Source organism: Flavobacterium cheongpyeongense (genome assembly GCF_003202435.1).
Taxonomy (GTDB): Bacteria; Bacteroidota; Bacteroidia; order Flavobacteriales; family Flavobacteriaceae; genus Flavobacterium; species Flavobacterium cheongpyeongense.
This window is the reverse complement of the sequence record NZ_QJHK01000028.1, coordinates 25171-52114: the sequence shown is the minus strand read 5'-3', so window position 1 is coordinate 52114 and position 26944 is coordinate 25171. Positions and strand designations below refer to the sequence as shown.

29 protein-coding genes, 1 pseudogene and 1 riboswitch are annotated in these 26944 nt (G+C 35.1%); of the genes and pseudogenes, 12 read left to right on the top strand and 18 right to left on the bottom strand.

Going from position 1 to position 26944, the window contains the following annotated elements:
- Nucleotides 1-355: 355 nt before the first annotated feature.
- Nucleotides 356-1672, bottom strand: a complete 1317-nt coding sequence (gene ahcY / locus DMB65_RS20550) for an adenosylhomocysteinase (RefSeq protein ID WP_110308500.1) — start codon at nt 1670-1672, stop codon at nt 356-358.
- Nucleotides 1673-1961: 289 nt separating this feature from the next.
- Here ahcY and DMB65_RS20545 point away from each other — a divergent pair, with 289 nt between their 5' ends.
- Nucleotides 1962-2615, top strand: coding sequence for a 4'-phosphopantetheinyl transferase family protein (locus DMB65_RS20545; protein WP_110308499.1), 654 nt, complete (start codon nt 1962-1964; stop codon nt 2613-2615).
- Between the two features lie 287 nt (nt 2616-2902).
- Here the strand turns inward: DMB65_RS20545 and DMB65_RS22720 are convergent, their stop codons facing one another.
- The 3 genes and pseudogenes from DMB65_RS22720 to DMB65_RS20530 form a co-directional block, all read right to left on the bottom strand.
- Nucleotides 2903-3052 (bottom strand): globin family protein, encoded by a 150-nt coding sequence (locus DMB65_RS22720; protein WP_394336125.1) that lies wholly within the window; start codon nt 3050-3052, stop codon nt 2903-2905.
- Complete coding sequence (locus DMB65_RS20535) at nt 3049-3336, bottom strand: hypothetical protein (protein WP_110308498.1); 288 nt, start codon at nt 3334-3336, stop codon at nt 3049-3051. The genes DMB65_RS22720 and DMB65_RS20535 overlap by 4 nt, the downstream gene beginning before the upstream one ends.
- An 82-nt stretch (nt 3337-3418) precedes the next feature.
- Nucleotides 3419-4015, bottom strand: a pseudogene (locus DMB65_RS20530) (Crp/Fnr family transcriptional regulator).
- A 94-nt stretch (nt 4016-4109) separates the two neighbouring features.
- Here DMB65_RS20530 and DMB65_RS20525 point away from each other — a divergent pair.
- The 5 genes from DMB65_RS20525 to DMB65_RS20505 all read left to right on the top strand — a co-directional run bounded on the left by DMB65_RS20525 (nt 4110) and on the right by DMB65_RS20505 (nt 10430).
- Nucleotides 4110-4868, top strand: coding sequence for a geranylgeranylglyceryl/heptaprenylglyceryl phosphate synthase (locus DMB65_RS20525; protein ID WP_110308497.1), 759 nt, complete (start codon nt 4110-4112; stop codon nt 4866-4868).
- The gene (gene pnuC, locus DMB65_RS20520) at nt 4861-5484 is read left to right on the top strand and encodes a nicotinamide riboside transporter PnuC (protein ID WP_110308496.1); all 624 of its coding nucleotides are present in this window, start codon (nt 4861-4863) and stop codon (nt 5482-5484) included. The genes DMB65_RS20525 and pnuC overlap by 8 nt, the downstream gene beginning before the upstream one ends.
- Nucleotides 5445-7559 carry a DUF4301 family protein gene (locus DMB65_RS20515; protein WP_110308495.1) on the top strand — a complete coding sequence of 705 codons (2115 nt, stop codon included), beginning with the start codon at nt 5445-5447 and terminating at the stop codon, nt 7557-7559. Before pnuC ends, DMB65_RS20515 begins: the two co-directional genes overlap by 40 nt.
- Nucleotides 7559-7963: an alternative ribosome rescue aminoacyl-tRNA hydrolase ArfB gene (gene arfB, locus DMB65_RS20510; protein ID WP_110308494.1), complete on the top strand. Its 405-nt coding sequence runs from the start codon at nt 7559-7561 to the stop codon at nt 7961-7963. Before DMB65_RS20515 ends, arfB begins: the two co-directional genes overlap by 1 nt.
- 283 nt (nt 7964-8246) lie before the next feature.
- A complete protein-coding gene (locus DMB65_RS20505; RefSeq protein ID WP_110308493.1) occupies nt 8247-10430 on the top strand; it encodes a TonB-dependent receptor in 2184 nt (727 codons plus the stop codon).
- A 50-nt stretch (nt 10431-10480) separates the two neighbouring features.
- On the opposite strand, the gene DMB65_RS20500 is transcribed toward DMB65_RS20505, so the two are convergent.
- The gene (locus DMB65_RS20500) at nt 10481-10894 is read right to left on the bottom strand and encodes a Rieske (2Fe-2S) protein (RefSeq protein ID WP_110308492.1); all 414 of its coding nucleotides are present in this window, start codon (nt 10892-10894) and stop codon (nt 10481-10483) included.
- Between the two features lie 157 nt (nt 10895-11051).
- Here DMB65_RS20500 and greA point away from each other — a divergent pair, with 157 nt between their 5' ends.
- Nucleotides 11052-11528 (top strand): transcription elongation factor GreA, encoded by a 477-nt coding sequence (gene greA / locus DMB65_RS20495; RefSeq protein WP_110308491.1) that lies wholly within the window; start codon nt 11052-11054, stop codon nt 11526-11528.
- 11 nt (nt 11529-11539) lie between these two features.
- Nucleotides 11540-11929, top strand: coding sequence for an HIT family protein (locus DMB65_RS20490; RefSeq protein ID WP_110308490.1), 390 nt, complete (start codon nt 11540-11542; stop codon nt 11927-11929).
- 109 nt (nt 11930-12038) lie between these two features.
- Here DMB65_RS20490 and DMB65_RS20485 read toward each other — a convergent pair whose 3' ends face one another.
- A complete protein-coding gene (locus tag DMB65_RS20485) occupies nt 12039-13187 on the bottom strand; it encodes a sensor histidine kinase (RefSeq protein ID WP_110308503.1) in 1149 nt (382 codons plus the stop codon).
- Nucleotides 13188-13348: 161 nt separating this feature from the next.
- On the opposite strand from DMB65_RS20485, the gene DMB65_RS20480 reads away from it, so the two are divergent.
- From DMB65_RS20480 to DMB65_RS20465, 4 genes are all read left to right on the top strand, one after another.
- Nucleotides 13349-14224: a flavin reductase family protein gene (locus DMB65_RS20480; protein ID WP_110308489.1), complete on the top strand. Its 876-nt coding sequence runs from the start codon at nt 13349-13351 to the stop codon at nt 14222-14224.
- A gap of 29 nt (nt 14225-14253) precedes the next feature.
- Nucleotides 14254-14625: a DUF3127 domain-containing protein gene (locus tag DMB65_RS20475; protein ID WP_110308488.1), complete on the top strand. Its 372-nt coding sequence runs from the start codon at nt 14254-14256 to the stop codon at nt 14623-14625.
- 207 nt (nt 14626-14832) lie between these two features.
- Nucleotides 14833-15471, top strand: coding sequence for a leucyl/phenylalanyl-tRNA--protein transferase (gene aat, locus DMB65_RS20470; RefSeq protein WP_110308487.1), 639 nt, complete (start codon nt 14833-14835; stop codon nt 15469-15471).
- A 1-nt stretch (nt 15472) separates the two neighbouring features.
- Nucleotides 15473-16267 carry an MOSC domain-containing protein gene (locus DMB65_RS20465; protein ID WP_110308486.1) on the top strand — a complete coding sequence of 265 codons (795 nt, stop codon included), beginning with the start codon at nt 15473-15475 and terminating at the stop codon, nt 16265-16267.
- Here DMB65_RS20465 and DMB65_RS20460 read toward each other — a convergent pair.
- From DMB65_RS20460 to DMB65_RS20405, 12 genes are all read right to left on the bottom strand, one after another.
- Nucleotides 16264-16974, bottom strand: a complete 711-nt coding sequence (locus DMB65_RS20460; RefSeq protein ID WP_110308485.1) for a HesA/MoeB/ThiF family protein — start codon at nt 16972-16974, stop codon at nt 16264-16266. The two genes, DMB65_RS20465 and DMB65_RS20460, sit on opposite strands and share 4 nt — an antisense overlap.
- Before the next feature lie 95 nt (nt 16975-17069).
- Entirely contained in the window at nt 17070-18191 is a 1122-nt protein-coding gene (gene thiH, locus DMB65_RS20455) for a 2-iminoacetate synthase ThiH (RefSeq protein ID WP_110308484.1), read from the bottom strand.
- A 9-nt stretch (nt 18192-18200) separates the two neighbouring features.
- Nucleotides 18201-18977, bottom strand: coding sequence for a thiazole synthase (locus DMB65_RS20450; protein ID WP_110308483.1), 777 nt, complete (start codon nt 18975-18977; stop codon nt 18201-18203).
- Complete coding sequence (locus DMB65_RS20445) at nt 18958-19596, bottom strand: thiamine phosphate synthase (protein ID WP_110308482.1); 639 nt, start codon at nt 19594-19596, stop codon at nt 18958-18960. Before DMB65_RS20445 ends, DMB65_RS20450 begins: the two co-directional genes overlap by 20 nt.
- Nucleotides 19589-20341, bottom strand: a complete 753-nt coding sequence (locus DMB65_RS20440; protein WP_110308481.1) for a hydroxymethylpyrimidine/phosphomethylpyrimidine kinase — start codon at nt 20339-20341, stop codon at nt 19589-19591. Before DMB65_RS20440 ends, DMB65_RS20445 begins: the two co-directional genes overlap by 8 nt.
- Complete coding sequence (locus DMB65_RS20435) at nt 20308-20898, bottom strand: thiamine phosphate synthase (RefSeq protein ID WP_110308480.1); 591 nt, start codon at nt 20896-20898, stop codon at nt 20308-20310. The genes DMB65_RS20440 and DMB65_RS20435 overlap by 34 nt, the downstream gene beginning before the upstream one ends.
- A gap of 49 nt (nt 20899-20947) precedes the next feature.
- On the bottom strand, nt 20948-22771 hold the full coding sequence (gene thiC, locus DMB65_RS20430) for a phosphomethylpyrimidine synthase ThiC (protein WP_110308479.1): 1824 nt from the start codon (nt 22769-22771) through the stop codon (nt 20948-20950).
- Nucleotides 22772-22980: 209 nt separating this feature from the next.
- Nucleotides 22981-23187, bottom strand: a complete 207-nt coding sequence (gene thiS, locus DMB65_RS20425; protein ID WP_110308478.1) for a sulfur carrier protein ThiS — start codon at nt 23185-23187, stop codon at nt 22981-22983.
- A gap of 85 nt (nt 23188-23272) precedes the next feature.
- Nucleotides 23273-23369: riboswitch (TPP riboswitch) on the bottom strand.
- A gap of 89 nt (nt 23370-23458) precedes the next feature.
- Nucleotides 23459-24022, bottom strand: a complete 564-nt coding sequence (locus DMB65_RS20420) for a DNA-3-methyladenine glycosylase I (protein ID WP_110308477.1) — start codon at nt 24020-24022, stop codon at nt 23459-23461.
- Nucleotides 24023-24024: 2 nt separating this feature from the next.
- Nucleotides 24025-24672, bottom strand: a complete 648-nt coding sequence (locus DMB65_RS20415; protein ID WP_110308476.1) for a queuosine precursor transporter — start codon at nt 24670-24672, stop codon at nt 24025-24027.
- A gap of 165 nt (nt 24673-24837) precedes the next feature.
- The gene (locus tag DMB65_RS20410; protein WP_110308475.1) at nt 24838-25761 is read right to left on the bottom strand and encodes a carbohydrate kinase family protein; all 924 of its coding nucleotides are present in this window, start codon (nt 25759-25761) and stop codon (nt 24838-24840) included.
- A 1-nt stretch (nt 25762) separates the two neighbouring features.
- Nucleotides 25763-26941, bottom strand: a complete 1179-nt coding sequence (locus DMB65_RS20405) for a glycoside hydrolase 100 family protein (RefSeq protein ID WP_110308474.1) — start codon at nt 26939-26941, stop codon at nt 25763-25765.
- Nucleotides 26942-26944: the final 3 nt, after the last annotated feature.

Here is a 26944-nt window from a genome sequence, read left to right as displayed (position 1 = left end):
ATTATTTTTATATTTGCTTCTACCATTGGGTTTGTTTTTTTGTCAATTACAAAGAACCTAATTTAGGTTCGTAACCCAATGGTTTTTATCTATTTATGTCTTAACTTAATGACATTGGGATAGCAGCAGACTACCGAAGTAGTGCGGATAGCCCGACACCATCCCGATAAGAGGGCAAATAACCACAATGTAAGTTTGCCCTCTTATCGGGATGGTGGCACGCCCTAATAATTTTAGATTTTAGATTAAAAAACAAAACCCGACAGCTTTTAAAACTTGTCGGGTTTGAAATATGAATTAATTAAGAAATCCAGATTTAGAATCTAAAATCTAAGATCAGAAATCTAAAAACAATCTAATATCTGTAATATTCAGGTTTGAAAGGACCTTCAACCGGAACACCAATATAAGCAGCCTGATCTTCGCGTAAAGTTTCCAGTTCAACACCTAATTTTGCTAAGTGAAGAGCAGCCACTTTTTCATCTAAATGTTTTGGTAACATATACACTTCGTTTTTGTAAGCAGCACTGTTGTTCCATAATTCGATTTGAGCTAAAGTCTGGTTGGTAAATGAGTTACTCATTACAAAACTTGGGTGACCAGTAGCGCAACCAAGGTTTACCAAACGACCTTCGGCCAAAATGATGATATCTTTACCGTTGATGTTGTATTTGTCAACCTGAGGTTTAATTTCGATTTTTGACGCACCGTGGTTTTTGTTTAACCAGGCCATGTCAATTTCGTTGTCAAAGTGTCCGATGTTACAAACAACAGTTTTGTCTTTCATTTGCTCGAAGTGCTCTCCAAGAACGATATCTTTGTTTCCCGTAGTGGTAATGATGATATCAGCATTAGCAATTACTGTGTTTAATTTTTTAACCTCATAACCGTCCATTGCAGCTTGTAAGGCACAAATTGGATCGATTTCAGTAACCGTTACAATAGATCCTGCACCTCTAAAAGAAGCAGCAGTTCCTTTTCCAACATCACCATATCCGCAAACGATTACTCTTTTTCCAGCCAGCATTAAGTCAGTTGCACGACGAACCGCATCTACAGCAGATTCTTTACATCCGTATTTGTTATCAAATTTAGATTTAGTAACAGAGTCGTTGATGTTGATGGCAGGCATTGGCAAAGTTCCGGCTTTTACTCTTTCGTACAATCTGTGAACACCAGTTGTAGTTTCTTCAGAAAGACCTTTAATTCCAGGAACCAATTCCGGGAAACGATCGATAACCATGTTTGTTAAATCTCCACCATCATCCAGAATCATGTTCAATGGTTTTCTGTCTTCACCAAAGAATAAAGTTTGCTCAATACACCAGTCAAATGATTCTTCGTCAAGACCTTTCCAGGCATAAACCTGAATTCCGGCAGCAGCAATAGCAGCAGCAGCCTGATCCTGAGTAGAGAAAATGTTACAAGAAGACCAGGTAACCTCTGCGCCAAGAGCGATTAAAGTCTCGATCAAAACTGCAGTCTGGATCGTCATGTGCAAACATCCTGCGATACGGGCACCTTTAAGAGGCTGTTCGTCTTTGTATTCAGCACGAAGTGCCATTAAACCTGGCATTTCAGCCTCAGCCAGTTCAATTTCCTTTCTTCCCCAGGCAGCCAGAGAAATATCTTTTACTTTGAAAGCCACATAAGGCGTAGTTGTAGTACTCATTTATATTATATTTGTAGATGTATAATTTTTTGCAAATTTACATAATAGCTTTTGAATTTTACTACTTTCCGTCAGATTTATGAAATGTTTAATTTATTAATCTTTAGAATGTTAGAAATAATGGTTTTTAGAAGCTAATCCTGCTGTCCGCTGTATCTTTTGTGGTTCCGTAAAGAACGGGACCACAAAAGGATGCCGCTTCCATCAGGGCTATAAACACCAGATATTTAATAAAGAAGTTTATTTCAAAATAGTAATCAACCATTTTACAATTTATAATTAAAAAGTAATGCCTTTATTTCAGACCATTCAGTTCAACGAAACTACTAAAATTTTAATTTGGGAAATAACAGAATCTTTTGAGGAACTAGTAAGCAAAGTTGTCTTAAAAGAGAAAACCCAAAAAAGACTGGACGGAATGAAATCCCAAATGCACCAGCGCGCTTTTCTGAGTGTGCGGATGCTGATTCAGGAAATGGGTTTTACAGACAAGGATCTGCATTATGATGAATTCGGAAAACCGTATTTCGACTGTCATAATTATATCTCCATCACACATTCATACCATTTTGCTGCCATTATTATCAGCCATGAAACGGTTGGAATTGATATGGAACTGCAACGCGAAAAAATTATTCGCATCGCCGATAAATTCACTGATTATGAATGCAATTATTTACAATCACATTTGACAGACGAGTATGTGAAAAAACTAACTGTAATCTGGGGAGCAAAAGAAGCAATCTTTAAAATCAGAAACGAAAAAGGAATCAGTTTTAAAGATCATATCTGCGTAGAAAACTTTTCATTAAATAAGCCCCAAACAAAAGCGAGCCTGCATTTTGATGATTTGGTAAAAGATTTTGATGTGCACTATAAGAATATACGATCAGATAATTTTGAAGGTAATTTTACTTTGGTTTATGCTTTTGAGAGAAATTAGTTATCGGTCAGGGTTTAACCACACTTTGTGTTATAATTTTAAACTTCATTCCCTTTTTTGCGATACTCAAACATGCTCATAAATAAAAAGGTTCCCATTTTTCTGGCACGTCTTTTAAGTGTTTCTGCATTTTCTCCTTCAAAATGTTCGTCTAAAGTCTAAAACCAGTAGTTTAGACAGATTCCGAATTCATTTGAAGTGATTTTGCCTTCAAAATGGGCATCAACTTCATTGTGAGCAGCCAGCGGATTTTCTTTGTATTTCTGCATGGCAAACCAATTGGTTTCCTAAAAACCGGTCAGCTTTTCCATATTTGCATTCCAGTCTTTTATAATAACATTAAAATAAAAGCCGATTTTCTGATCGGCTCTTATTTTATCATAGAACTGATGTACCAAAAAAGATAGATCATTTCTGTTTTCTATTTGCTTCTTCACAGAAATAAGGTGTTGGCAAGAATGAATACTACACTTAAAACTGAGCTGAGGATCAAAAGGTTAAAAATCACTTTGTGTTTCATTTGCGCCAAAATGGAAGTATTCACAAAGATACAGGCTAAAACAATAACTGCCAGCTGAATCATTTGCAGGATTGAAGTTCCGTTCGATAAAACGTACATGGCAGCAGCGCCTCCTAAACAGCTTTGTCCAATTACAGCCATTGCTGCAGAACCCATGAAGTTTTTATTAAAAATGTCGAATGTTGATTGGTATAGTGTCATGATATTGAGTTTTGTATACCAACAAAGGTACATGCACTATACCGCTGTGTTTTATGATTTAAATCATAAAACCGAAACTTTTTTATCGGTATACTTTTCGATTTATGATTTTCAATTCGCCTTTTTTCTCTAAGGCTTTAATTGCTCTGATAACCGTTTCTACCCGTAATCCGGTTAAATCTCCAATTTGCTGTCTGGTAAAATTAATCAGAAATCCATTTGAATCTTTCTGAAAATTAAAATACGGAATTCCGTGATCGATAAGTTTTAAAACTCTGTGTTCCGGTTCTTGTGACGAAATTTCGGTAGCCATAACCGACTTATAATATAATCGCTGTGCTAAATTTTGAATGATCCGAATACTTACTGCCGGGTTTTCTTCCAGCAGCGTCATGAAATTGTTTTTAGAAAGAACAAGAATTTCTGAATCTTCAAAAGTTATTGCACTGGCGGGATAATTTTTATCTAAGAATAAAGGAGGTTCTCCAAAGGATTGTCCTTTTTAAAATATACCCTGAATACATTCACGCCCGTCATCGTTATAATTACTCATTTTTATTTCACCTGAAATAATCTGATAATAATAAGTAGCTAAATTTCCTTCTTCAAAAACAACATCACTTTTATTGAAGAATTTCTTCACAGCTCCATATTTTTCTAATAATTCGGTCGCAATCATGATTATTTCTTTTGATTAATTAACGCCATTATGCAAATATAATTTATTCAGGATAGTTCTTCTACATGAAAAAACTTTTACTTTTACGCTCGTTATGCAGCAAAAAGTACTCAATATACACCAGCAGATTTTAGAAGCGAAAAGCAATGAACAGAAATTGCTGGCTATACTTTTGGATCCTGATAAAATAGAATGGGAAAAATTAGATGATTTATTACTAAAAATAAATAAATCTCCCGCAACACATATATTTGTTGGAGGAAGCATTGTAAAAGCTACAATTTTAGAAGATTTAATTACACAGCTAAAACAAAAAACAAACTTACCCGTTGTTATATTTCCGGGTGATCCTTCGCAAATCTCACCACAGGCTGATGCTATATTATTTTTGTCCTTATTGTCAGGTCGAAATCCTGATTATTTAATTGAATATCAGGTTCAGGCTGCACCGATTCTTAAAAAGACAAATCTAGAAGTAATTTCGACAGGTTATATTTTGATTGAAAGCGGTAATGAAACTGCTGTAGCCCGAGTAAGCAAAACGAAACCGCTTAATCGCGAAAATTTAGATCTGGTATTGGCTACTGCCCAGGCCGGAGAAATGTTGGGAAATAAATTAATGTATTTAGAAGCCGGTAGCGGAGCCAAAAATGCTGTGCCACTCAAAATGATTCAGTTGGTTGCTCAGAATATCAGGATACCTGTGATTGTTGGAGGAGGAATTACAGATTTACAAGGAATTCAAGACGCTTATAATGCAGGTGCTGATTTAGTAGTAATCGGAACAGCTTTTGAAAACAACAGCCATTTTTTTGAAGTAGCAGCAAACCAAAAGATAACCAGAAATGATTGATTTTTTTTTAGATAGTTATAAAAACGCACCTTTATGGCATATCGGTTTAGAGTTTTTGGTTTTTGTTTGCGGAATATTGAGTGTCTGGTTGGCCAAAAAAGAGAATATCTGGGTTTATCCAACAGGTTTAATAGCTACAGTAATTTCCGTATATCTTCTTTATCTTGCAGGTTATATTGGCGATATGATCATAAACGGCTATTTCTCTATAATGAGTGTATATGGCTGGTACGTTTGGGCAAAAGGATCGAAAGCTGATGCTGATTTACCCATCACCAGAACAAATTTTAGTGAAAAAATAATAGGAATTTTATTGTTTTTCGCAACCATTTTTGTAATTTACGGCATCTATAGATATTTTGAGTATGAGATTCATTACGACAATTATTTTGACATGGTTTCATCGGGAATATTTTTTGCGGGAATGTGGTACATGGCGCGAAAAAAAATAGAAAACTGGACTCTTTGGATTATAGGTGACATTATTGTTGTGCCGCTTTATGCTTATCGCGGTTTAGGAATGTTGGCACTGCAATATTTAATTTTTACAATTTTAGCTATTTCAGCGTATTTAGAATGGAGAAAAATCTTAGACAGCAAAAAACAAGTGTTATAAAAATTGCCTTATTTGGGCCTGAAAGCACAGGAAAAACTACACTGGCAAAACAACTCGCAGATTACTATGAAACCGAATGGGTTCCAGAATTTGCAAGGGATTATTTGCAGAAAAAATGGGAGTCAAGCAAGCAAATTTGTGCAGAAGAGGACATGATGCCAATTGCCTACGGACAGGTTGCGTTAGAAAATGAAAAGTTGTATACTGCTCAGAAATACCTCTTTTGTGACACTAATTTAATGGTGACCAAGGTTTTCTCTGAAGTATATTATGGGAATTGCAATCCAGTTTTAGATCAAGCGGCTGTTGCACATGAATATGATTTATTTTTTCTGACCGACATTGATGTTCCCTGGGAAAAAGATGATATTCGAGACAATCTAAACAAAAGAGAGACTATTTTCTCTGTTTTTAAACAAACTTTGATAGATAACAACAAGCAATTTGTCACAATTTCAGGCAATAAGGAAAGCCGTCTGGCAAAAGCTATAGCGATTATTGATAATCTGACAAGGGCTAAAAAGAAAGGATTTTCATCGGCTGATTTTGTTGAAATTTACAATCACGGAATTCCCTTCGAAAACATACAGAAACAGTTGAAAATTTTAAAAAAAGGAATTTCCAAATGTAATTTAATAAGACCTGCTACTATTAATAATGGGATTTTAAGTTTGTCAAATGCTGATTTTAAACATCAAGCTGCTTTTTTTGACAAAAATAAAGGCTGTTTTAAAATTTGTAAATTTATACCGGCGTCTGGTGCTGCAACCAGAATGTTTAAGTTTTTAATTGCTTTTTTGAATAATTATGATATTGAAAAAGAAACAATTAATTCCTATATCAATAGAAATAAAGACAACGATTTGTCTATTTTTATTGTCGGAATGGATAAATTCCCCTTTTTTGAGGCAGTATATGAAAAACTCAAAGAAATATATCCTGATTTTGATGCCTTAGACCGCGACCATAAAAATTATTATTTTATAAAATTATTACTTTCTTCTGAATATTTTGATTTTGCAAATAAACCAAAAGCGGTTATACCTTTTCATAAATATAAGACCCACATTGCAACCCCAATAGAAGAACACCTGAATGAATGCGTGCATTATGCCGAGACAAATAAGATATCTAATCTGCATTTTACAGTTTCAGAGGCTCATCAGCAATTATTTGAAAGTGCTATTGCCGAAGTTAGAGAGAAAGTAGAATCAGAATCCGGAACGCAGATCAATATTAGTTTTTCATATCAAAACAAACAAACAGATTCTATTGCTGTCGACATAAAAGACAATGTATTCAGAAGTCAGAAAGGATCATTTATTTTCAGGCCTGGCGGACATGGTGCATTGATTGAAAATCTTAATGATATTGATGCCGACATTATTTTTATAAAAAATATAGATAATGTGATTCAGGATAAAATAGTTAAAACTACGTTATATAAAAAAGCGTTAGCAGGAATTTTGATAGAATTCCAGCAAAAAGTTTTTGGTTACCTGGATGCTATAGAAAAACAACAAATAAAAGAACAGGACGTTGAAGAAATAGTTGATTTTTTAATGCAAAAGCTTACTATAGAAATGACTCCCAACTTTAATAAGTTTACTTTTGAAAATAAAATAACTAAAATAAAAGAGCTTCTTGATCGTCCAATTCGTGTTTGCGGAATGGTTAAAAATGAAGGAGAAGCAGGAGGAGGGCCTTTTTGGATCAGAAATGAAAAAGGAGAAATCTCACTACAAATTGTAGAAAGTTCACAAGTTGATTTAAGCAATAAAAAGCAAAAAACAATTATGGAGGACTCTACCCATTTTAATCCGGTTGATTTGGTTTGTGGTACAAAAAATTATAAAGGTGAAAAATTTAATTTACCGGATTTTGTAGATCACAAAACAGGTTTTATTGTTGAAAAAAGTGCAGAAGGAAAAATAGTTAAAAATTATGAATTACCGGGATTATGGAACGGTGGAATGTCAAACTGGTTAACCATTTTTGTGGCGGTTCCGTTGATTACTTTCAATCCGGTTAAAACGGTAAATGATTTATTAAAACCGGCACACCAGCCCCATTAATGCATTTAGAGGAAATCATATCAGAATTAAGTTTTAAGGCCGTACGAAGCAGTGGTGCAGGGGGACAGAATGTAAATAAAGTCTCTTCTAAAGTTGTGCTTACTTTCGATTTAAAAACCTCTCAGGCTTTATCTCAAGAACAAAAATTATTGTTAGAAAACAATTTAGGATCACGTTTAACTTCTGAGAATATATTGATTTTAAATTGTGATGAGGATAGAAGCCAGCTCAAAAACAAAGAAATTGTCATAAAACGATTTTTAGAAATCATCAAAAAAGCTTTGTTCGTACCAAAGGCTCGAAAAGCAACTAAGATTCCAAAAGCGGTAATCAAAAAACGAATTAAGGACAAGAAGAATGTTTCGGATAGGAAACAATTACGAAAAAAACCGAACCTGGATTAGATTCTGTTTTTTGATTCCAAATTTCTAAGCAGGACTCAGGTATCTGCTTTTGGAATTTGGAATTTATTTTTGGAATTTTAAATATTTTAGCACTACTTTTGTGCTGTCTCAAAGGGGTGCTCTAAATAACGAGCTGAGATCATACCCAAAGAACCTGAGCGAGTAATGTTGCTAAGGGAAAAAACGACAAATTGTAGCGTGCAAACTATTTTTGTCGTAAGAAACACATTTATTAATTTAACAAAAAGAATAATTCCCCCTTTTATTCGTAATTCTTTTACGGATGAAAACTATTTTAAAAGGTTCAAAGCTGAACAACAAATCTATTCTCTTTCTTCTTTCTTCTATTTTCTTTACTCTAACTTCTTTCGCTCAGGAAGAGCAGGATTCAATCAAAGTCAATCAACTCGATAATGTATTGGTTTCAGCCGTTCGTGTCACTACAAAAACACCTGTAAGTTTTAGTAATCTGGATAAAAAAGATATTAAATCCAGAAATTTGGGTCAGGATATTCCGATTCTTATGAATTATCTTCCATCAGTAGTAACGACTTCTGATGCCGGAAACGGAATGGGTTACACAGGTATTCGTGTACGTGGAAGTGACGCTACGAGAGTCAATATTACCATAAACGGAATCCCGTATAACGATGCCGAGAGTCAGGGAACATTTTGGGTAAACATGCCTGATTTTGCTTCTTCGGTAGAAAGTCTGCAATTGCAGCGTGGTGTTGGAACATCAACGAATGGTTCAGGTGCTTTTGGTGCCAGTTTAAACATGCTGACAGATAATTACGCTACAAAAGCAAATGGCGAAATCTCAAATTCTTTCGGGAGTTTCAATTCACGCAAACATACCGTGAAATTCAGTACAGGTTTGCTAAATGATCATTTTGAATTGGCCGGACGTTTATCAACTATTAAATCAGATGGATATATTGACAGAGCAAGTTCAGATTTAAAATCATATTTTTTGCAGGGAAGTTACGTTGGTAAAACAACTTTAATTAAAGCATTGGTTTTTGGCGGAACCGAAAAAACATACCAATCCTGGAACGGAATTGATGGCGTGACTCTAAAGAAAAACCGTAGGTTTAACTCGGCAGGTATGTTTACAGACGAGGAGGGTAAAGACCGTTTTTATGATAATGAAACAGATAATTATAATCAGGATCATTATCAATTGCACTGGAACGAATCATTTACGGATAAATGGAGTACCAATTTAGCTTTTCATTATACCAAAGGAAAAGGCTATTATGAAAATTATAAAGAAGATGCCAGTATGGGCGATTACGGTCTAACGCCAGTTGGAACGGTAACAACTACTGATCTGATTCGCCAAAAATGGCTGGACAATGATTTTTACGGAGCAACATTTTCATTAAAGTATAAAGATGAAAAACTGGATGTTATTTTAGGAGAAGGCTGGAATAAATATGAAGGAAGCCATTTCGGAAAAGTAATCTGGGCAAGATATGCATCACAATCAGAGCTGGGAGATCATTATTACGATGATTTTTCGACAAAAGTTGACGGGAATGTTTTTTTGAAAGTCAATTATCAATTATTTAAAAAGTTGAGTTTATATGGTGATTTGCAGTACAGAACAGTTCAGTACAAGGCCAATAGTCTGGAAACCGGACTGGTAGATGACAGTTTTAGTTTTCTTAATCCAAAAGCAGGTTTGAATTTTGAAATCAATCAAAAAAATACACTTTATTTTTCCTATGCCAAAGCCAATCGGGAACCCAACAGAACTGATTATGAAGGCGGAAACGTAAGACCGGAAAAATTAGATGATTTTGAGTTAGGTTGGAGATTCAATTCGGATAATTTTAAACTCAATACCAATTTTTATTATATGGGATACAAAGACCAGTTGGTTTTAACGGGAGAATTAAACGATGTCGGCTCTCCTCTTCGTGCCAATAGTGGTGACAGTTACAGAGCAGGAATTGAGATTGATGCAACACTAAAGCTTTCAGAAAAATGGTTTTTGCAGCCTAATGTTACTTTAAGTCAGAATAAAAATAAAGATTTTTATTTTACCAGAGATGGTGTTTTGCAAAATTTGGGAGAAACCAATATCGCTTTTTCTCCTGATATAATTGCCGCAAATCGTTTGACTTTTATGCCAGTTAAAAACTTGCAATTATCGTTATTATCTAAATTTGTGGGTGAACAATTTATGGGAAATATAGATTCGGAACTTTCAAAACTGGATAGTTATTTTGTAAATGATTTTAATGCATCGTTTGAATTCAAAACAAATAAAGTTTTCAAATCAATAACGATATCGGCTTTAGTCAATAATATCTTTAATTTAAAGTACGAAAGCAATGGGTTTTTCTACACCTTCGATGATGATTATTCCAATCCTCCGGCTGTTAAGACTATGGAGGGTGTAGGTTATTATCCGCAGGCAGGAACTAACTTCTTGGTCGGTCTGACATTGAAATTTTAAAAAATAAAGTAACAAAGCCTGAAAGTTTTAAATTTTCAGGCTTTTCGATTTTAGTTATAAACGTGAATAATAGTTCCGCTTACTTCAACACGATACTGTATCAGAGGATATTCTTTTTCACCCAAACCTGTAAACAAACTATACTCAGTATCATCACAGGAACAAACGGCATTAATGCCCTTAATAGTCATAGCAGTACAAGAAGTTAAAGCCTGATTGGGACATGCGGCATCAAAAGCATTATAGCCGCTTCCAGCATTAAATATAATAACACCTTTTGCACCATAACCCGAAATAATTACGCCGTTACTCATATATTTTAGATTAGAGTATGATGGTAGATTCATGTCTATTGTTAAATTCACAGGATATTTTGGGATATAAGGGTTTTTATTGTTTATATCATTATCGCTGCAGGAAAAAAGTGCCGAAATAAAAAGTATTAAAAGCCAGATTTTTTTCATTGTTTTAAAGGGAATTAGTGAAACAAAAATAATTTATTTGGTCATGGGTTCTATATGATTAACATATAATTATGTACTATAAAAAATAATAGTATATTTGTAATAAGAAAAATCCCGTCCTGATGGGATTTTTTGTATTTATATAAACGATGAAGTTATGAGTAAAGTATCTTATTATACAGCAGAAGGATTAAAAAAATTAAAAGATGAACTGGAGCATTTAAAAAGTGTAATGCGTCCGAAAGCATCTCAGGATATTGCAGAGGCCAGAGACAAAGGAGATTTATCTGAAAATGCCGAATATGATGCTGCAAAAGAAGCACAAGGTTTATTGGAAATGAGAATTTCTAAACTCGAAGAAGTATATGCTAATGCCAGATTAATTGACGAATCACAATTAGATGTTTCAAAAGCATTGGTATTATCTAACGTGAAAATCAAGAACCAAAGCAACGGAATGGAAATGAAATATACCCTTGTTGCAGAAAGTGAAGCAGATTTAAAAACCGGAAAAATTTCGGTAACTTCTCCTATCGGAAAAGGTTTGCTTGGAAAATCTGTTGGCGAAGTTGCTGAAATTACCGTGCCTAATGGCGTTTTAAAATTTGAAATCCTGGAGATTTCAAGAGATTAAAAATTTGAAAGATGAGCTCAATATTTACCAAAATAGTAAACGGAGAAATTCCTGCTTATAAAATTGCCGAAGATGATAACTATTTGGCCTTTTTAGATGTAAATCCAAATGCTAAAGGTCACACATTATGTATTCCGAAACTAGAGATCGATAAGATTTTTGATATGGATGAAGACCTGTATTTGGGTTTGATGCAATTTTCTAAGAAGATTGCAATTGCTTTAGAAAAAACAGTTCCCTGCAAAAGAGTTGGTATGGCAGTTGTTGGTTTAGAAGTTCCTCATGCACATGTACATCTGATTCCGTTAAACGAGATGGATGAAATGCGTTTTCAAAACAAAGTATCCCTTTCTAAAGAAGAATTTGAAACTTTGGCGAAAAGTATTCAGGCAAATTTGTAAACGTATTGTCAGACTGAGCGGAGTCGAAGTCAATTTGAACATAAAAGAATCTTAACTCCGCTCAATTTGACAAAATAAAAATATAAAAAGTGTAGCAAAATAATTTTCGCTACACTTTTTTACTTAGTGAGATCTGAAATGTAGTTCCCTTTCCTATTTCAGAATGTAAAACCTTAATTTTTCCGCTGTGATATTCTTCAACTATTCTTTTGGTTAAAGAAAGTCCAAGTCCCCAGCCACGTTTTTTTGTAGTAAAACCAGGTTCAAAAATAGTTTTGAATTGGTTTTTCAAAATTCCGGTTCCGGAATCTTTAACATTTATTTTTACATGATGATGATCCTGTGTTATCACAAGTTCTAAAGTTCCTTTGCCTTTCATGGCATCAATAGCATTTTTTACTAAATTTTCAATGGTCCAGCTGTGCAATGTTGGGTTGAATAAAACAATAATTGGTTCTTTAGGTGCTGAATAGGAAAAAGCTACCTGCTTAGAAAAACGGGATTGCAAATAGTCATAAGTATTTAAAGTTTCAGTTACGATATCATGTTTTTCTAAAACCGGAACAGAACCAATTTTAGAAAAACGATCCGTAATAGTCTGAAGGCGTTCTACATCTTTTTCGATTTCTGATGTAATAGTCTGGTCAATTTCTTCGGTTTTTAATATTTCAATCCAGCCAATTAATGAAGAAAGAGGTGTGCCAATCTGATGCGCTGTTTCTTTTGCCATTCCTGCCCAGAGTTTGTTTTGAGTAGCCATTTTAGTACTCTTGTAAAAATTATAAATCAAAGCGGCAAACAAAAAGATAATCAGCAACAGGGCAACCGGGTAATATTTAAGTTTATTCAGTAATGATGAATTTCCGTAATATAACTGTTGGTATTTTCCGGGAGCGTATTCAAAAATTATAGGCTCATTTTCACTTTTTAGTTTATTCAGATATTTCTTAAACTTCTCTTTATTATTCAGGATTTCTTCTGGAACATTTTTAGAATTAATGACCTTATCGTACATCACCAGCATTACGGGAACTGAAGTGTTACTGTTTGTGATTTCCAGAGGTAAATCAAGATCAGCATATTCGTCTGCGTTAATAATTGTTTTTTGTGCGTTGGCCAAAATATTCATTTTCAGCCGTTCTTCATTTTTGAATATTTGAAAAAAGGTATAGGTATTCCACAGTATCAGGGAAATGATTGAAAAGGAAATAAAAATAATAATCCAACGGGTTCTATTTCTGCTTTCAGAAAAATGCATAAAGTAATTTTTGAGGTATAAATATAACGAAATAAAGACATTTAATATTTTGTAGATTTTAAAGATTTTTGCTTTTAAACCACAAACTATTTCTTTGGAATAAACCATTTCTATACTTTTGTAGTTACTGAAAACATGAATACGGTTAAAAAGAAAAAGATATGATCAGCATTAACCCAAAAGAGCTGCCAACGGCAAAATTACAAGGCTATTTGCAAAGTGCCATTGGTCCCCGGCCTATTGCTTTTGCCAGTACAATGAGCGCAAAAGGAATCCCGAATTTATCGCCTTTTAGTTTCTTTAACGTGTTTAGTGCCAATCCTCCAATTTTAGTTTTTTCGCCATCAAGACGGGTCCGGGATAATACAATTAAACACACTCTTATAAATGCAGAAGCAACACGGGAAGTTGTAATTAATGTGGTAAATTATGATTTGGTTCAGCAAACTTCTTTGGCCAGTACAGAATATGGAAACGGAGTAAACGAATTTATAAAAGCGGGTTTAACACAAATTCCTTCGGATATAGTGAAACCGTATCGTGTAAAAGAATCTCCTGTACAGTTTGAGTGTAAAGTAACACAGATTATTCCATTAGGAACAGAGGGAGGAGCAGGAAACCTGATTCTCTGCGAAGTGGTAAAAATTCATATCCATGAGTCAGTCTTAGATAAAAACGGAGCTATCGATCAGCATAAAATCGATTTGGTCTCCAGATTAGGAAACAACTGGTATTCAAGATCAAACCAAGGGCTTTTTGAAGTAGAAAAACCCCTGACAACTTTAGGGGTTGGAGTAGATGCAATTCCGAATTTTATTAGGGAGAGTACTGTTTTTGATGGAAATGATCTCGGGAAATTAGGCAATATTGAAGCCTTGCCTACAACAGAAGAAGTTAGTATATTTGTGAAAGAAAACTTTTCGGTAAAAGGAGTTTTGAGCTCTGACGATCAGGAAAAAATACATTTAGAGGCCAAAAAATATCTTGATAACGGGGATGTTTTATCAGCATGGAAAGTGCTTTTGGCAAAGAAATAAGAAACGAAACAATAATTAAATAAACGAAGATGGAAGTTACAGGAAAAGTAAAAGTGGTAAACCCGGAACAGCAGGTTAGCGCTTCATTTAAAAAAAGAGAATTAGTTGTCACTACAGATGAGCAATATCCTCAACATATATTAATCGAATTTACACAAGATAAATGCGATTTATTAAGTAGCTACAAGCAAGGTGAAGCTGTAAAAGTTTCGATCAATTTAAGAGGAAGAGAATGGGTTAACCCACAAGGTGAGACCAGATATTTTAATAGTATCCAAGGTTGGAGAATCGAAAGATTAGCACCAGAAGGTCCTGGGCAAACACCTCCAATGCCAGCAGCAGAAGCTTTTGCTCCAGCTACAAATTTAAACGAAGATGAGCCGGACGATTTGCCATTCTAAAGCGCTTAAATTCTAATAATAAAATTCCAGATTCCAAATCATGAATGTGTATTTGAGATTTGGAATTTTTATTTTTATCTCTTTTTTATCATTTCGACGAAGGAGACTTGGGCGATAGCAACAGACGAAGTAAATCTTCAAGAGAAACGCCACAAAGAAAGAATGGATGTTTGAAATTACCATTGTTATTGAAATTGAATTTTTAAAATGTATTATTTATCCAAAGATTTATTTTTCCCTCCCGTTTGTGAAGCCGATAACGAAGGTATTCTGGCCATCGGTGGTGACTTAAGTTCAGAACGGTTACAATTAGCGTACAAGAGCGGAATTTTTCCGTGGTTTAATGAAGGAGATCCCATTCTTTGGTGGGCACCTGATCCCAGAATGGTATTGTTTTTAGATGAATTAATCATTTCCAAAAGCATGCGGAATATCCTGAACCGAAATCAGTTTAAGGTTACTTTTAATCAGGACTTTAAAGAAGTTATTTCAAATTGCCAGAAAATAAAACGCGACGGACAAAACGGAACCTGGATTTCAAACAAAATGATGGATGCCTATTCCAAATTAAATGCAGAGGGAATTGCAAAATCGGTTGAGGTTTGGCAGGATCAAGTTTTGGTTGGAGGTTTATACGGAATTGATTTAGGTCATGTTTTTTGTGGTGAAAGTATGTTTTCTAAAGTGTCGAATGCCTCTAAACTAGCTTTTATAGCTTTGGTGAATCATTTAAAAACAGAAAATTATAAATTGCTAGACTGTCAGGTTTATAATCCGCATTTAGAAAGTTTAGGCTGTCGCGAAATTGACCGTGATGAATTTATGTCTATTTTAATAAGTAAATAAAATGAGTACTGCTTACACGGTAAAAGAAATCTATATTTATCCGATCAAAAGCCTTGCGGGAATTAACTGTCAACAGGCTTTTGCTGAAGAAATGGGTTTTCAAAATGATCGGAGATGGATGCTGCTGGATTCGGATAATCAACATATCACACAGCGTGAATATCCGATACTGAGTCAGTTTTATCCTGAGATTGCAGATGGAAAAATACGGGTCACTTTTAAGGACAAAAAACATGATTTTTTTATCGGTGAGCATCTCGATGATCAAATTTATACAAAAGTATGGGAAGATAAAAGTTTTGTTTTTGAAGTAAATAAAACCACTTCAAAATGGTTTAGTGATCGTTTAGGGTTTGAATGTAAACTCGTTAAAATCATCAATTCAGGAGACCGCAGACATGAAAGTTCAAGATCAAAAGAAATTTATAATGTGAGTCTGGCTGATGCCTATCCATACTTACTAATCGGAACAAAAAGTCTTGATTTTCTGAATGAAAAACTCCAGGAAAAAATTACAGTAAAAAGATTTCGACCCAATATTGTTATTAGTACTCAAAACCCTCACGAGGAAGATGATTTTGAACAATTTAAAATAGGAGAAGTACATTTTAAAAACGTAAAACCCTGTGGAAGATGTATTATGGTTAATAATGATCCGCAGAATGGAGTTGTAAAAAAAGAACTTCTGAAAATATTAAGTAAATACAGGAATTTCAACAATTCTGTTTTATTTGGGATCAACATTGTTGGTTTGAATCCGGGAATAATTCAGGTGGGAGATGAAGTTGTCTTCTAAAAATTCAATTTTGTAAAACTGTAATTCAAAGTATTAAAAAGTACCAGTTCATTTTTTAAGGTTGGTAATTCCAAAATTAATTTTAGTGTTTCGTGTGCCATCATCGTACCAATAATTCCGGGTAAAGTTCCTAAAACTCCGTTGAGGTTGCAATTCGGAACCTCTTTTGGATCCGGCATTTCAGGAAATAAATCCCGCAGGTTTTTGCTCCCTTTATCATTAAAAACAGCGATCTGACCTTCGAATTTTAAAATACTTCCATAAATTAAAGGTTTCTGAAGTTCAACACAAGTATCGTTTACCAAATAACGGGTTGCAAAATTATCAGAGCCATCTATAACAATATCATACTGCTGAATTATCTGCACTGCATTTTCAATCGTTAATTTTTCAGTAATAGCTATAGCCTGAATTAAAGGGTTTAGTTTCGAAACCATATTTTGGGCTACAATGGCTTTTTCCTGACCAATTTCATTTTCAGTATATAAAATTTGCCGGTGTAAATTATGAATTTCTACAGCGTCAAAATCCATTATCCCAATAAAACCTACGCCAGCCGTTGCTATATATTGTAGAATCGGGCAGCCCAAACCTCCGGCTCCAATTACCAAAACTCTTGCCTTTTTGAGTTTTTCCTGACCTTCATCACCAATTTCAGGAAGAATGGTTTGTCGGTTATAACGTAAAAATTCTTGGATAATGCTCATTTAATTAAGTCTTAAAGTTTGAAATTCGAAAGTCAAAAGTAAAATGTCTAAAGCCAAACAATAAAGTTAAGTATTGGACTTTATAACTTTCGACTTTATGACATTTGACTATATACTTTATCCCAGTCTTTCCAAACAGGTTCATAACCTTTTTTAGTAATGATTTCAGCAATTTCTCTTGCTGAACGTTCGTCGCTAATTTCAAATTGTTCCAGTGATTGCGGGTCAACAACATAACCACCCGGATTGGTTTTGGAACCTGCACTCATACTTGTCACGCCAATCGGAATAATATTGTTTCTGAACTTTTCGTTTTCACGAGTCGAAATGGAAATTTCAAGATCTTCATTCCATAAACGATAAGCGCAGATTAACTGTGTCAGATCTTTATCATCCATAATAAAATTCGGCTCGATAATGCCTTCCGCAGGGCGCAATCTCGGAAATGAAACCGAATACTTGGTCTGCCAATATTTCTTTTGAAGATAATCAAGATGCAAGGCATTAAAAAAGCTATCTGTGCGCCAATCTTCCAAACCTAATAACACACCCAAACCTATTTTATGAATTCCCGCAGTTCCAATCCGGTCCGGGGTTTCAAGTCTAAAATCAAAATTGGATTTCTTGCCTTTTGTATGGTATTTTTTATACACTTCCTGATGATACGTTTCCTGATAAACCAAAACCGAATATACACCGGCATCATGCAAACGTTGGTATTCTTCTGTAGAAAGTGGCTGAACTTCCACAGAAATAATTGAAAATTGTTCTCTGATTAAATGAATTGCATTTAGGAAATAATTAATATTTACCGTGTAATTGGCTTCGCCGGTTACTAATAAAACGTGATCAAAACCGGTTTTTTTTAGTGCCTCCACTTCTTGTTTGATTTCTGAATCGTAAAGTGTTTTTCGTTTGATTTTATTGTTCAGACTAAATCCGCAATAGGTACAAATATTTTGGCATTCGTTGCTCAGATAAAGCGGTGCATACATCTGAATGGTTTTGCCAAAACGTTTTTTAGTAATTTCATGGCATTTTTGAGCCATTTGTTCTAAATAAGGCTGTGCAGCAGGTGAAATCAATGCCAAAAAATCATCCAGATTTAGTTTGTTTTTAGCCAAAGAATACTCAACATCTTTTGATGTGGTTTGGTATATTTTTGATTGAATGGAATTCCAATCGTATTGTTCAAAAATGGATTTGAATGTTTTCATTGTGTTGTTTTATTCATATAGAAAAGAAGTCAAAGGGCTCGAAGCCACAGCATGATTTTGCGGATTAGCAATTTTAGCTTCAAAAGCTTTTCTGCCAGCAATTACTGCTTCCTTAAATGCTTCAGCCATTAATTTCGGATTTCCGGCTACGGCAATTGCAGTATTAACCAAAACGGCATCGGCACCTATTTCCATGGCTTTTGCAGCGTCTGATGGAGAACCAATTCCAGCATCTACAATGACAGGAACATTACTTTGTTCGATAATGATTTCTAAAAAATCAATGGTTTTTAAACCTTTGTTGCTGCCAATTGGTGAACCTAATGGCATGACAGCTGCTGTTCCTGCATTTTCCAGATGTTTGCATAAAACCGGATCGGCATGGATGTAAGGCAAAACAAAAAAACCAAGTTTTGCTAGTTCTTCTGTTGCTTTTAAAGTTTCGATTGGATCGGGCATAAGATATTTTGGGTCGGGATGAATTTCTAATTTTATCCAATTAGTCTCAAGCGCTTCACGTGCTAATTGGGCAGCAAAAACCGCTTCTTTTGCATTGCGTGCACCTGATGTATTGGGTAATAAATTGATATTTGGATGATGTAAGTGTGCTAAAATAGCATCCGTTTCTGTTTCAAGATCAATGCGTTTTAAGGCAACCGTTACCAATTCACTTCCCGAAGCTAAAATGGCTTCTTCCATTTCCAGATTAGAACCAAATTTTCCTGTTCCCAAAAATAAGCGGGAATTAAAGGTTTTATCTCCTATTTTAAATAATGACGTTTGCATATAATTTGTCGTAAAGTTGTTGTACCAGTTTTTCTTTCTCAGGACTTTTTGTTATTATTCCGGAAACAGCAATACCGTGAATTCCTGTTTTAATGAGGCTTTCTATGTTTTCTAAGGTAATTCCGCCAATGGCATAAATGGGTGTTGTAATATTTTCGGTTTTCATTTTATTCAGAATTGAAACGTAACCATCATTACCTAAGACGGGACTTAGTTTTTCTTTGGTTTCCGTAAATTGAAAAGGTCCCAGACCAATATAATCGCACCCATTTTTGGACTGAAAAACGACATCTTCAAAAGTGTTCGCTGTTGCTCCAATAATTTTTCTGTCTCCTAAAATAGCACGGGCTTCAGGAATACTCATATCGGTTAAACCTAAATGAACGCCATCTGCACCCATTTTCTGAGCGAGTAAAACATCATCATTGATAATGAAATTTGACTTATACTCTTCGCATAAAATTTTTACGGCTTCGGCCAGAATTAATCTGTTTTCAAAAGGTTGATTTTTGAATCGCATTTGTATCCAATCACAGCCAGCATCGAGGGCCTGATGAATATTGTGCAATTGCTTTTCAATAGTTTCGCCTTGTGAAATGTATTGTAATTTGTTAAACATAATGGTACCCAATTAGTGTTGATGTGGAGTTTAAATACTTTTCAATATATACTTTAGCTTCTAAACAAGCCGTTTTTAAGTCATAGCCTAAAGCTAAGTTTGCCGCAATTGCTGAAGACAAGACACAGCCTGATCCGTGTTTTGGGCGGAAATTATTTTTTGTAGGGTTGAGTTCTGTCAGATTACTTTTTAAAAATAAATAATCAGTGCCCAAAGCAGCAAGATTATGACCTCCTTTCAATAAAATAGCCGTTGGAAGTTCATTTTTGACCCAAAGTTTTTCAGCAAAAAAATGGGGATATAGCTGCATTATTTCTTCATAATTAGGGGTGATCAAATCAATTTTAGATACTGTTTTTTGTAAATCGGAATGGTTTTCAAGGGGTAAAAACTCAAACTCTGTAGAAGACTTTAATACGGTATCCCAAACAATAAGAGCATTTGGACTTAATTTTTTAATTAACGAAACCACTTCATTTAAATAAATAACCGAAGGAACAATACCAATTTTTACCGATTTTATAGGATAATTTTTGAATAGTTTTTTTATTGAGCGTAATACAAAGTCAATCGATGTCCATTCTATTTCGTAGAATTTAGAATCGGTTTGAATTGTATTTGCTGTGCTTATCGCTAAACCCTGCACCTGATGCTGTTCAAAAGTTTTAGAATCTGCTAAAATTCCTGCACCTCCTGAAGGATCCAAACCAGCTATGCTGAGAGCGAAAGGACGATTTTTTGACATAGTTTAAAATTTTTAATGGAATCCGGACTATTCCAGATTGTTCCTAAAAGAGCAACATCGTCAAAACCTTTTCGAAGTGTTTCTTCAATATTACCTGAGTGTATTCCGCCTAAAGCAATCATTTTTGTATTCAATTTTTTTCGTTGTTTTATATCTTCAAAAAGATTGGTTTTTGGGTTATAATTTTCTTTAGAAATACTTCTAAAAACCGGGCTTAAAAAGGAATATTCAAAAATGTTCTCCAAAGCATTGAAATCTTCAATTGAATGTGTTGAAGTGGATAAAATCATATTCTCAATTACTTTAATATCATTTTTTTTCCTTTGTGTTTCTGAAAAATGAATTCTGTTAATACCAAAATTAGCTGCTATTTCATGATGGTTGTGCAAAACCAGTTTCTCCCGATATTCCTGTTTTATCTGATGAATAAATTTTTCCATATCTACTTCTGAGAAATCCGGTTTTCGAATATGAAGCAAAGACAATCCTTCTCCAAATAAAGAATCAATTACGCTGATTTCATTTGCAATTGTAGAAGGATTTGTAATTACGATCATAGTCTAACTTCTATTTCTTTATTCTTGATTCTTTGCTCTATTTTCTTTCTTAGATATAAATCTCTTTTCCCTGCTCAATAAACTCTTCTGATTTTTCCTGCATGCCTTTTTCGGCAGCAGCCACATCACGGATTTCCTGAGATATTTTCATGGAGCAGAATTTTGGTCCGCACATGGAACAAAAATGAGCCACTTTTGCACCATCAGCTGGAAGAGTTTCATCATGAAATTCTCTTGCTGTGTCAGGATCAAGCGCGAGATTAAACTGGTCTTCCCAACGGAATTCGAAACGGGCTTTACTCAAGGCATTGTCTCGGTACTGTGCTCCCGGATGTCCTTTGGCTAAATCTGCCGCATGAGCTGAAATTTTATAGGTAATCACACCATCTTTTACATCTTTTTTGTTCGGTAAACCGAGATGCTCTTTTGGTGTTACATAACACAACATGGCGCAGCCGTACCAGCCAATCATAGCTGCTCCTATAGCCGATGTGATATGATCGTAACCCGGTGCAATATCTGTTGTTAATGGCCCAAGCGTGTAAAATGGAGCTTCATGGCAATGTTCTAATTGTTTGTCCATATTCTCCTTGATCATGTGCATTGGTACGTGTCCTGGACCTTCAATAAAAACCTGAACATCATGTTTCCAGGCAATTTTTGTCAGTTCACCCAGTGTTTCCAGTTCTGCGAATTGTGCAGCATCATTGGCATCTGCAATTGATCCCGGACGTAATCCGTCGCCAAGGGAAAAAGCCACATCATATTGTTTCATGATTTCGCAGATTTCTTCAAAATGGGTGTAAAGGAAGTTTTCTTTATGATGAAATAAGCACCATTTTGCCATAATTGAGCCACCACGGGAAACGATTCCTGTTACGCGGTTGGCTGTTAAATGAATATAGCGAAGCAAAACTCCGGCATGAATGGTAAAATACGAAACGCCTTGTTCTGCCTGTTCAATCAAGGTGTCACGGAAAATTTCCCAGGTTAAATCTTCGGCAATTCCTTTTACTTTTTCCAGAGCCTGATAGATTGGAACGGTGCCAATTGGAACTGGTGAATTACGAATAATCCATTCTCTGGTTTCGTGAATGTTTTTCCCTGTCGATAAATCCATGATGGTGTCAGCACCCCAACGGCAAGCCCAGACAGCTTTTTCAACTTCTTCTTCAATACTTGATGTCACAGCGCTGTTACCAATATTGGCATTTATTTTTACTAAAAAGTTACGTCCCACAATCATGGGTTCGCTTTCGGGATGGTTGATGTTGTTGGGGATTATGGCTCTTCCGCAGGCAACTTCGCTTCGTACAAATTCAGCGGTGATCTTGCTTTTTGGAGTGTTGGCACCGAAACTGTGTCCGGCATGTTGACATTGCATGGCGCTGGTTTGCTCGTTTAAAAGTTCGATACGCTGGTTTTCACGAATCGCAATATATTCCATTTCCGGTGTAATGATACCTTGTTTGGCGTAGTACAATTGTGTTACGTTTGCTCCTTTTTTTGCACGTTTTGGCTGATGCAGATACTCAAATCTAAGATGATCTAAGCTTTGGTCTTTTAATCGTGTTTGTCCATAATCGGAACTTATTTCAGATAAAATTTCGACATCATTTCGGTCTAAAATCCATTGTTCTCTTAAGCGTGGCAAGCCTTTTCTGATGTTAATTTCGATATTGGGATCTGTATAAGGTCCGGATGTGTCATAAACAGTTACTGGCGGATTTTTTTCGATTCCTCCGTTTGACAATTTGGTATCGCTAAGAATAACTTCGCGCATAGCGACTTTTATCGGATGAATTTCTCCGTCGATATATACTTTTTTGGAATTCGGAAAAGGGGTTCTTGATATTTGTTCTTCGTTTGTCATTACTGATTTAGATTAAAGTTGTATTGTTGTTGTAAAATTGAAATTTCTCGTAATCCTGATTCTGCCAGGGATAGCAGTGGAAAGCCCGTAAAGAAGGAAACTGTAGAAAACAAGGAATAAAAAAGCGACCAGCGGAAGCTTTGTTATGACTATGTTTTTGTGGTTGACGACTGCGGACTTGTAACGAATAGCCCGTTTGTGCAGCCGGATTATCCTCCTTGTGTGGCTGAAATAATTAGAATTTCGTCGGTTTCGGATACAAAGTGTTGGCTCCAGTTTGTTTTTGGAACAACAGTATTGTTAATGGCAACGGCGATTCCGTTTTGTTTGTTTGGAATTTCGAGATCGAGCAATGACTGAACGCTTAGCGAATCGGCATTGAATTGTTTGATTTGTTGGTTGATTTTAAGTTCCATTCCTTTGAAATTTTAGTTGTAGAGATGCACAGCAGTACATCTAAAAACCTTAGGAATGGCTACAATTACGCACAAAAATGCGTCAAGAAGTCATCTTACTTTTCCCTACGCTAGTATGAACTAGATCAGGTTCAGAGGGTAAAATCTCAGCCTGCGCGATGCAGACACCCCTAAAGTGTGAAGCAAATATAGATAATTTTTGTTTAAAAGTTTCAGGTTTCAGGTTTCACGTTGTAAAAAACTGAAAACTGTGACTGAAAACTGCAACTGTTTACTTAGCTCTTTTCCAGCAATCTTCGGCGTGATCATTGACCATTCCGGTGGCTTGCATGTGTGCGTAAACTACTGTTGATCCCACAAATTTAAAGCCTCTTTTTTTTAAATCTTTACTAATTTCATCCGAAAGCGGAGTCGTGGCGGGAACATCTTTTGAGGTTTTTGGATGGTTTATGATGGGTTTTCCGTTGGTGAATTTCCAAATGTAATGGGAGAAAGTTCCAAATTCTTCCTGTACATTCATAAAAGCCTGCGCATTCGAAACGGCTGCTTTTATTTTTAGTTTGTTGCGGATGATTCCGGTATTCTGCATCAATTCTTCGATTTTATCATCAGGATAGCCGGCAACTTTTTTATAATCAAAATGGTCAAAAGCATTCCTGAAATTTTCTCTTTTGTTTAAAATCGTAATCCAGCTTAGCCCGGCCTGAAAAGTTTCGAGAATTAGAAATTCGAATAGGGTAGGGTCGTCATAAACCGGTACACCCCATTCTTGGTCATGGTATTTTTTATACAGTTCACTGGAAGTACACCAGCTACAGCGTGTTATAGATTCCATAGTTATTTGCTGTGAATGTATTTTTCAATTAAGGAATGTCCTAAATAGATTAAGGGAGTAAGTAAAATGGCGATAATTAATTTGACAAAATAGCCTGTAAATGCTGATGCGATATACTGTTCGGTATTGATTTTTCCTGTCATCCAAAAGGCTATTCCCAAGACAATAAAACTATCAAATAATTGAGAAATCACAGTTGAGCCGGTACTTCTTAGCCAAATCATTTTGTCTCCTGTTTTTCTTTTAAAAAAATGGAATATAGTAACATCTATTAATTGCGAAACTAAAAAGGCAGTAATGCTTCCCACAATAATCCACATGCTTTGACCAAATACTGCCGTAAATTGACCATCGGTAACCAATCCATCTCCTTTTACAGCTGGAATTTTTAAAGCAATAAAGAGTAAGATAAAACAGTAAGCAATTAAACAAGCCGTTATTAAGGAGAGTTTTTTGACGCCTTTTTCTCCAAAATATTCATTGATTAAATCAGTGGTAACAAAGACAATTGGCCAGGGTAAAATCCCGACACTCATTAAGTAAGGCCCTACGTAAATGAGTTTTCCGCCAATTAATTCGGCTACTATAGCATTGGTAATAAATATTCCTGCCAGAATAACATAAACGAGGTCTTTTTTAGATTGAAACATACTTAGGAATTTGATGCAACCAAATTTACTTCTTTATTTTTATAAACTGCTTTTTTAGAATAATAGATGTAGAGTAGATTTAAAGAAAAAGTTCCATTTTAGTAAATTAAAAATGGAACTTAATCTTATTGAGGTTTAGGGCTTGTGCTGAAATGAAAGTAGGTTTTACACTTTTTCTAATTGTATGTTATTGGGCAGCTGGCCAAGGTGTTGTAGTTTGATACTAGCCAATTTTTGAGCATTGTCAATGCATTCTAAAGGTTCTTTTCCTTTTAGTTTGCTGTATAAAAAGCCCGTCCAAAATGCATCTCCTGCTCCTGTAGTATCTTTTATGTTTGCAACAAAATTGGCTTTTTTATGAATGATACCTACTTTTGCATCGAATAAAACGACTCCTTCTTTTCCTTTTGTTAAGCAAATAGTTGATGCCCCTAATTGATGAAAATAGTCAAAAATATAGTCGTCACTTTTAGTTTCATTAAACAATCTAAAACAATCGTCATCACTTAATTTGACTAAAGGATTTGTAGATAAATATTCTTTAATAACCTCTTTAGCTTCGGCTCTATTCGGCCATATTTTTTCAGAAAAATTAAGGTCAATACTAGTTAGCAGACCCAATTGATGCGCTTTTTTAGCTTTTTCTAAAATGGTTTTACGTGCCGGGTTTTTGCTTAATGCAAAACAGGTTGTGTGAAAAATTTTAGCGGTCTGAAGTAATTCGTCTGTAATTTGAGTGTTTAGAATTTGATAATCTGCTTGTCTGTATGGTATAAATTCAGGTGTTTCACTTGATTTGGATACAAAAATTACCGATGATGGTTCTTCTTCTGTTTGTTTAACATAAGAAGTTACAACATTGTTTTCGTTTAATTCTTCTATCATGAAGTCGCCTAAGCCGTCTTTGCCGCAAGTGGCAACTAAAGCTGTTTTGAGTCCTAATTTAGCTCCGTTTATAGCTACATTTGTTGGTGAACCACCTAAAAAACGGTGGTAATTTTCTATTTTAGAAATGGGCAAGTTGATTTCATTGCCAATAAAGTCAATGAGTATTTCCCCAATACATATGATGTCGATTGTCTTTTCCATTTTAAATCAATAATTTAAAATTTGCAGTAATTCCCTGATGTAATAAAACAGTTGCTGCCGCACTCCAGGTACAAAACGGAACTCCGTTGGGCATTTCTGTTTCGGTATTAAAGTTTTCATAGAAACTAAAATTCTCTTTTTGATTGGCATTGTTTATTGCTTCTAAAAGGGCTTTGGCTTCATTGTTTTGATTTCTAGCAAGCAAGGCTAAGCCATAAAAACCATTTACCATTGGCCAGCTTCCTCCATTGTGAAACTCATTGGGGTAATTTCTAAATTCGTATTTGAAATTGTTTTTCAGTAAGTTCCAGTCGGGATCAGTTTCAGTAACTGGTGGCCAAAAAGCAGGGATTAATTTCAGTGGTTTTTGAGTTCTAATTTTTTCGGCATACTGAATTGTTTTTTCTTGAAAGTCTTTTGGACCTATGTTTAGTAGTATTGCTAATGAATTTGCAAAAGCATCAAATTGCGTTTTATATCCGGCAGGTGAAAAGGAACAAGGCATGAAATTGCCAAATGGCATCTCGTTATACGTTCTTTCGTGATATTTCTCAGCTGTTGAATTTGGGATAAAATTAATTTCTATTTGCTCCGTAATTTTTTCAATTTTAGATGTGATTCCTGTATTTTTTGCAAAATGATTGTAACTTTTTAATGCCCAAACACGCAACAATTGATCGTATAAAACATAACCATCTGTAATGTATTCATCGGCCCAGTTTCCTGATAAAGGAACATACATCAGGTGTTTGTTGTTGAATTCCCAGGCTTCCATTAAGGTCAGACATTTTTCGATATTCGCTTGGTATTTTTCAACAAAAGAAGGATCATTTTTGTAAAAAGCATACTGGCAAATTCCAATGATGAACCATGTTACAGCATCAACTCTCCCTGCTAATCCGCCGTAACTTACTTCGGTATCAGTACCATTTGTCATAACGTTGGATGGTATGGTTCCGTTGTAGTGTTGGTTTTTAGCTAAAGTCTCTAATGTTTTTCTAAAAGTTTCGATCAAATCGTCCTGTCCTGATGCTAAAGCTGCGAGTCCGCATATTACACCATCACGCGCCCAAACTCTTTTGTAATTAGAAATGTTTTGTGCACTTGCTAAAAAACCTTTGGTTGAGGATGATTTTTGGAGTAATTCAATTGCTTTGGTATAATTGCTATCAGTATTCATACT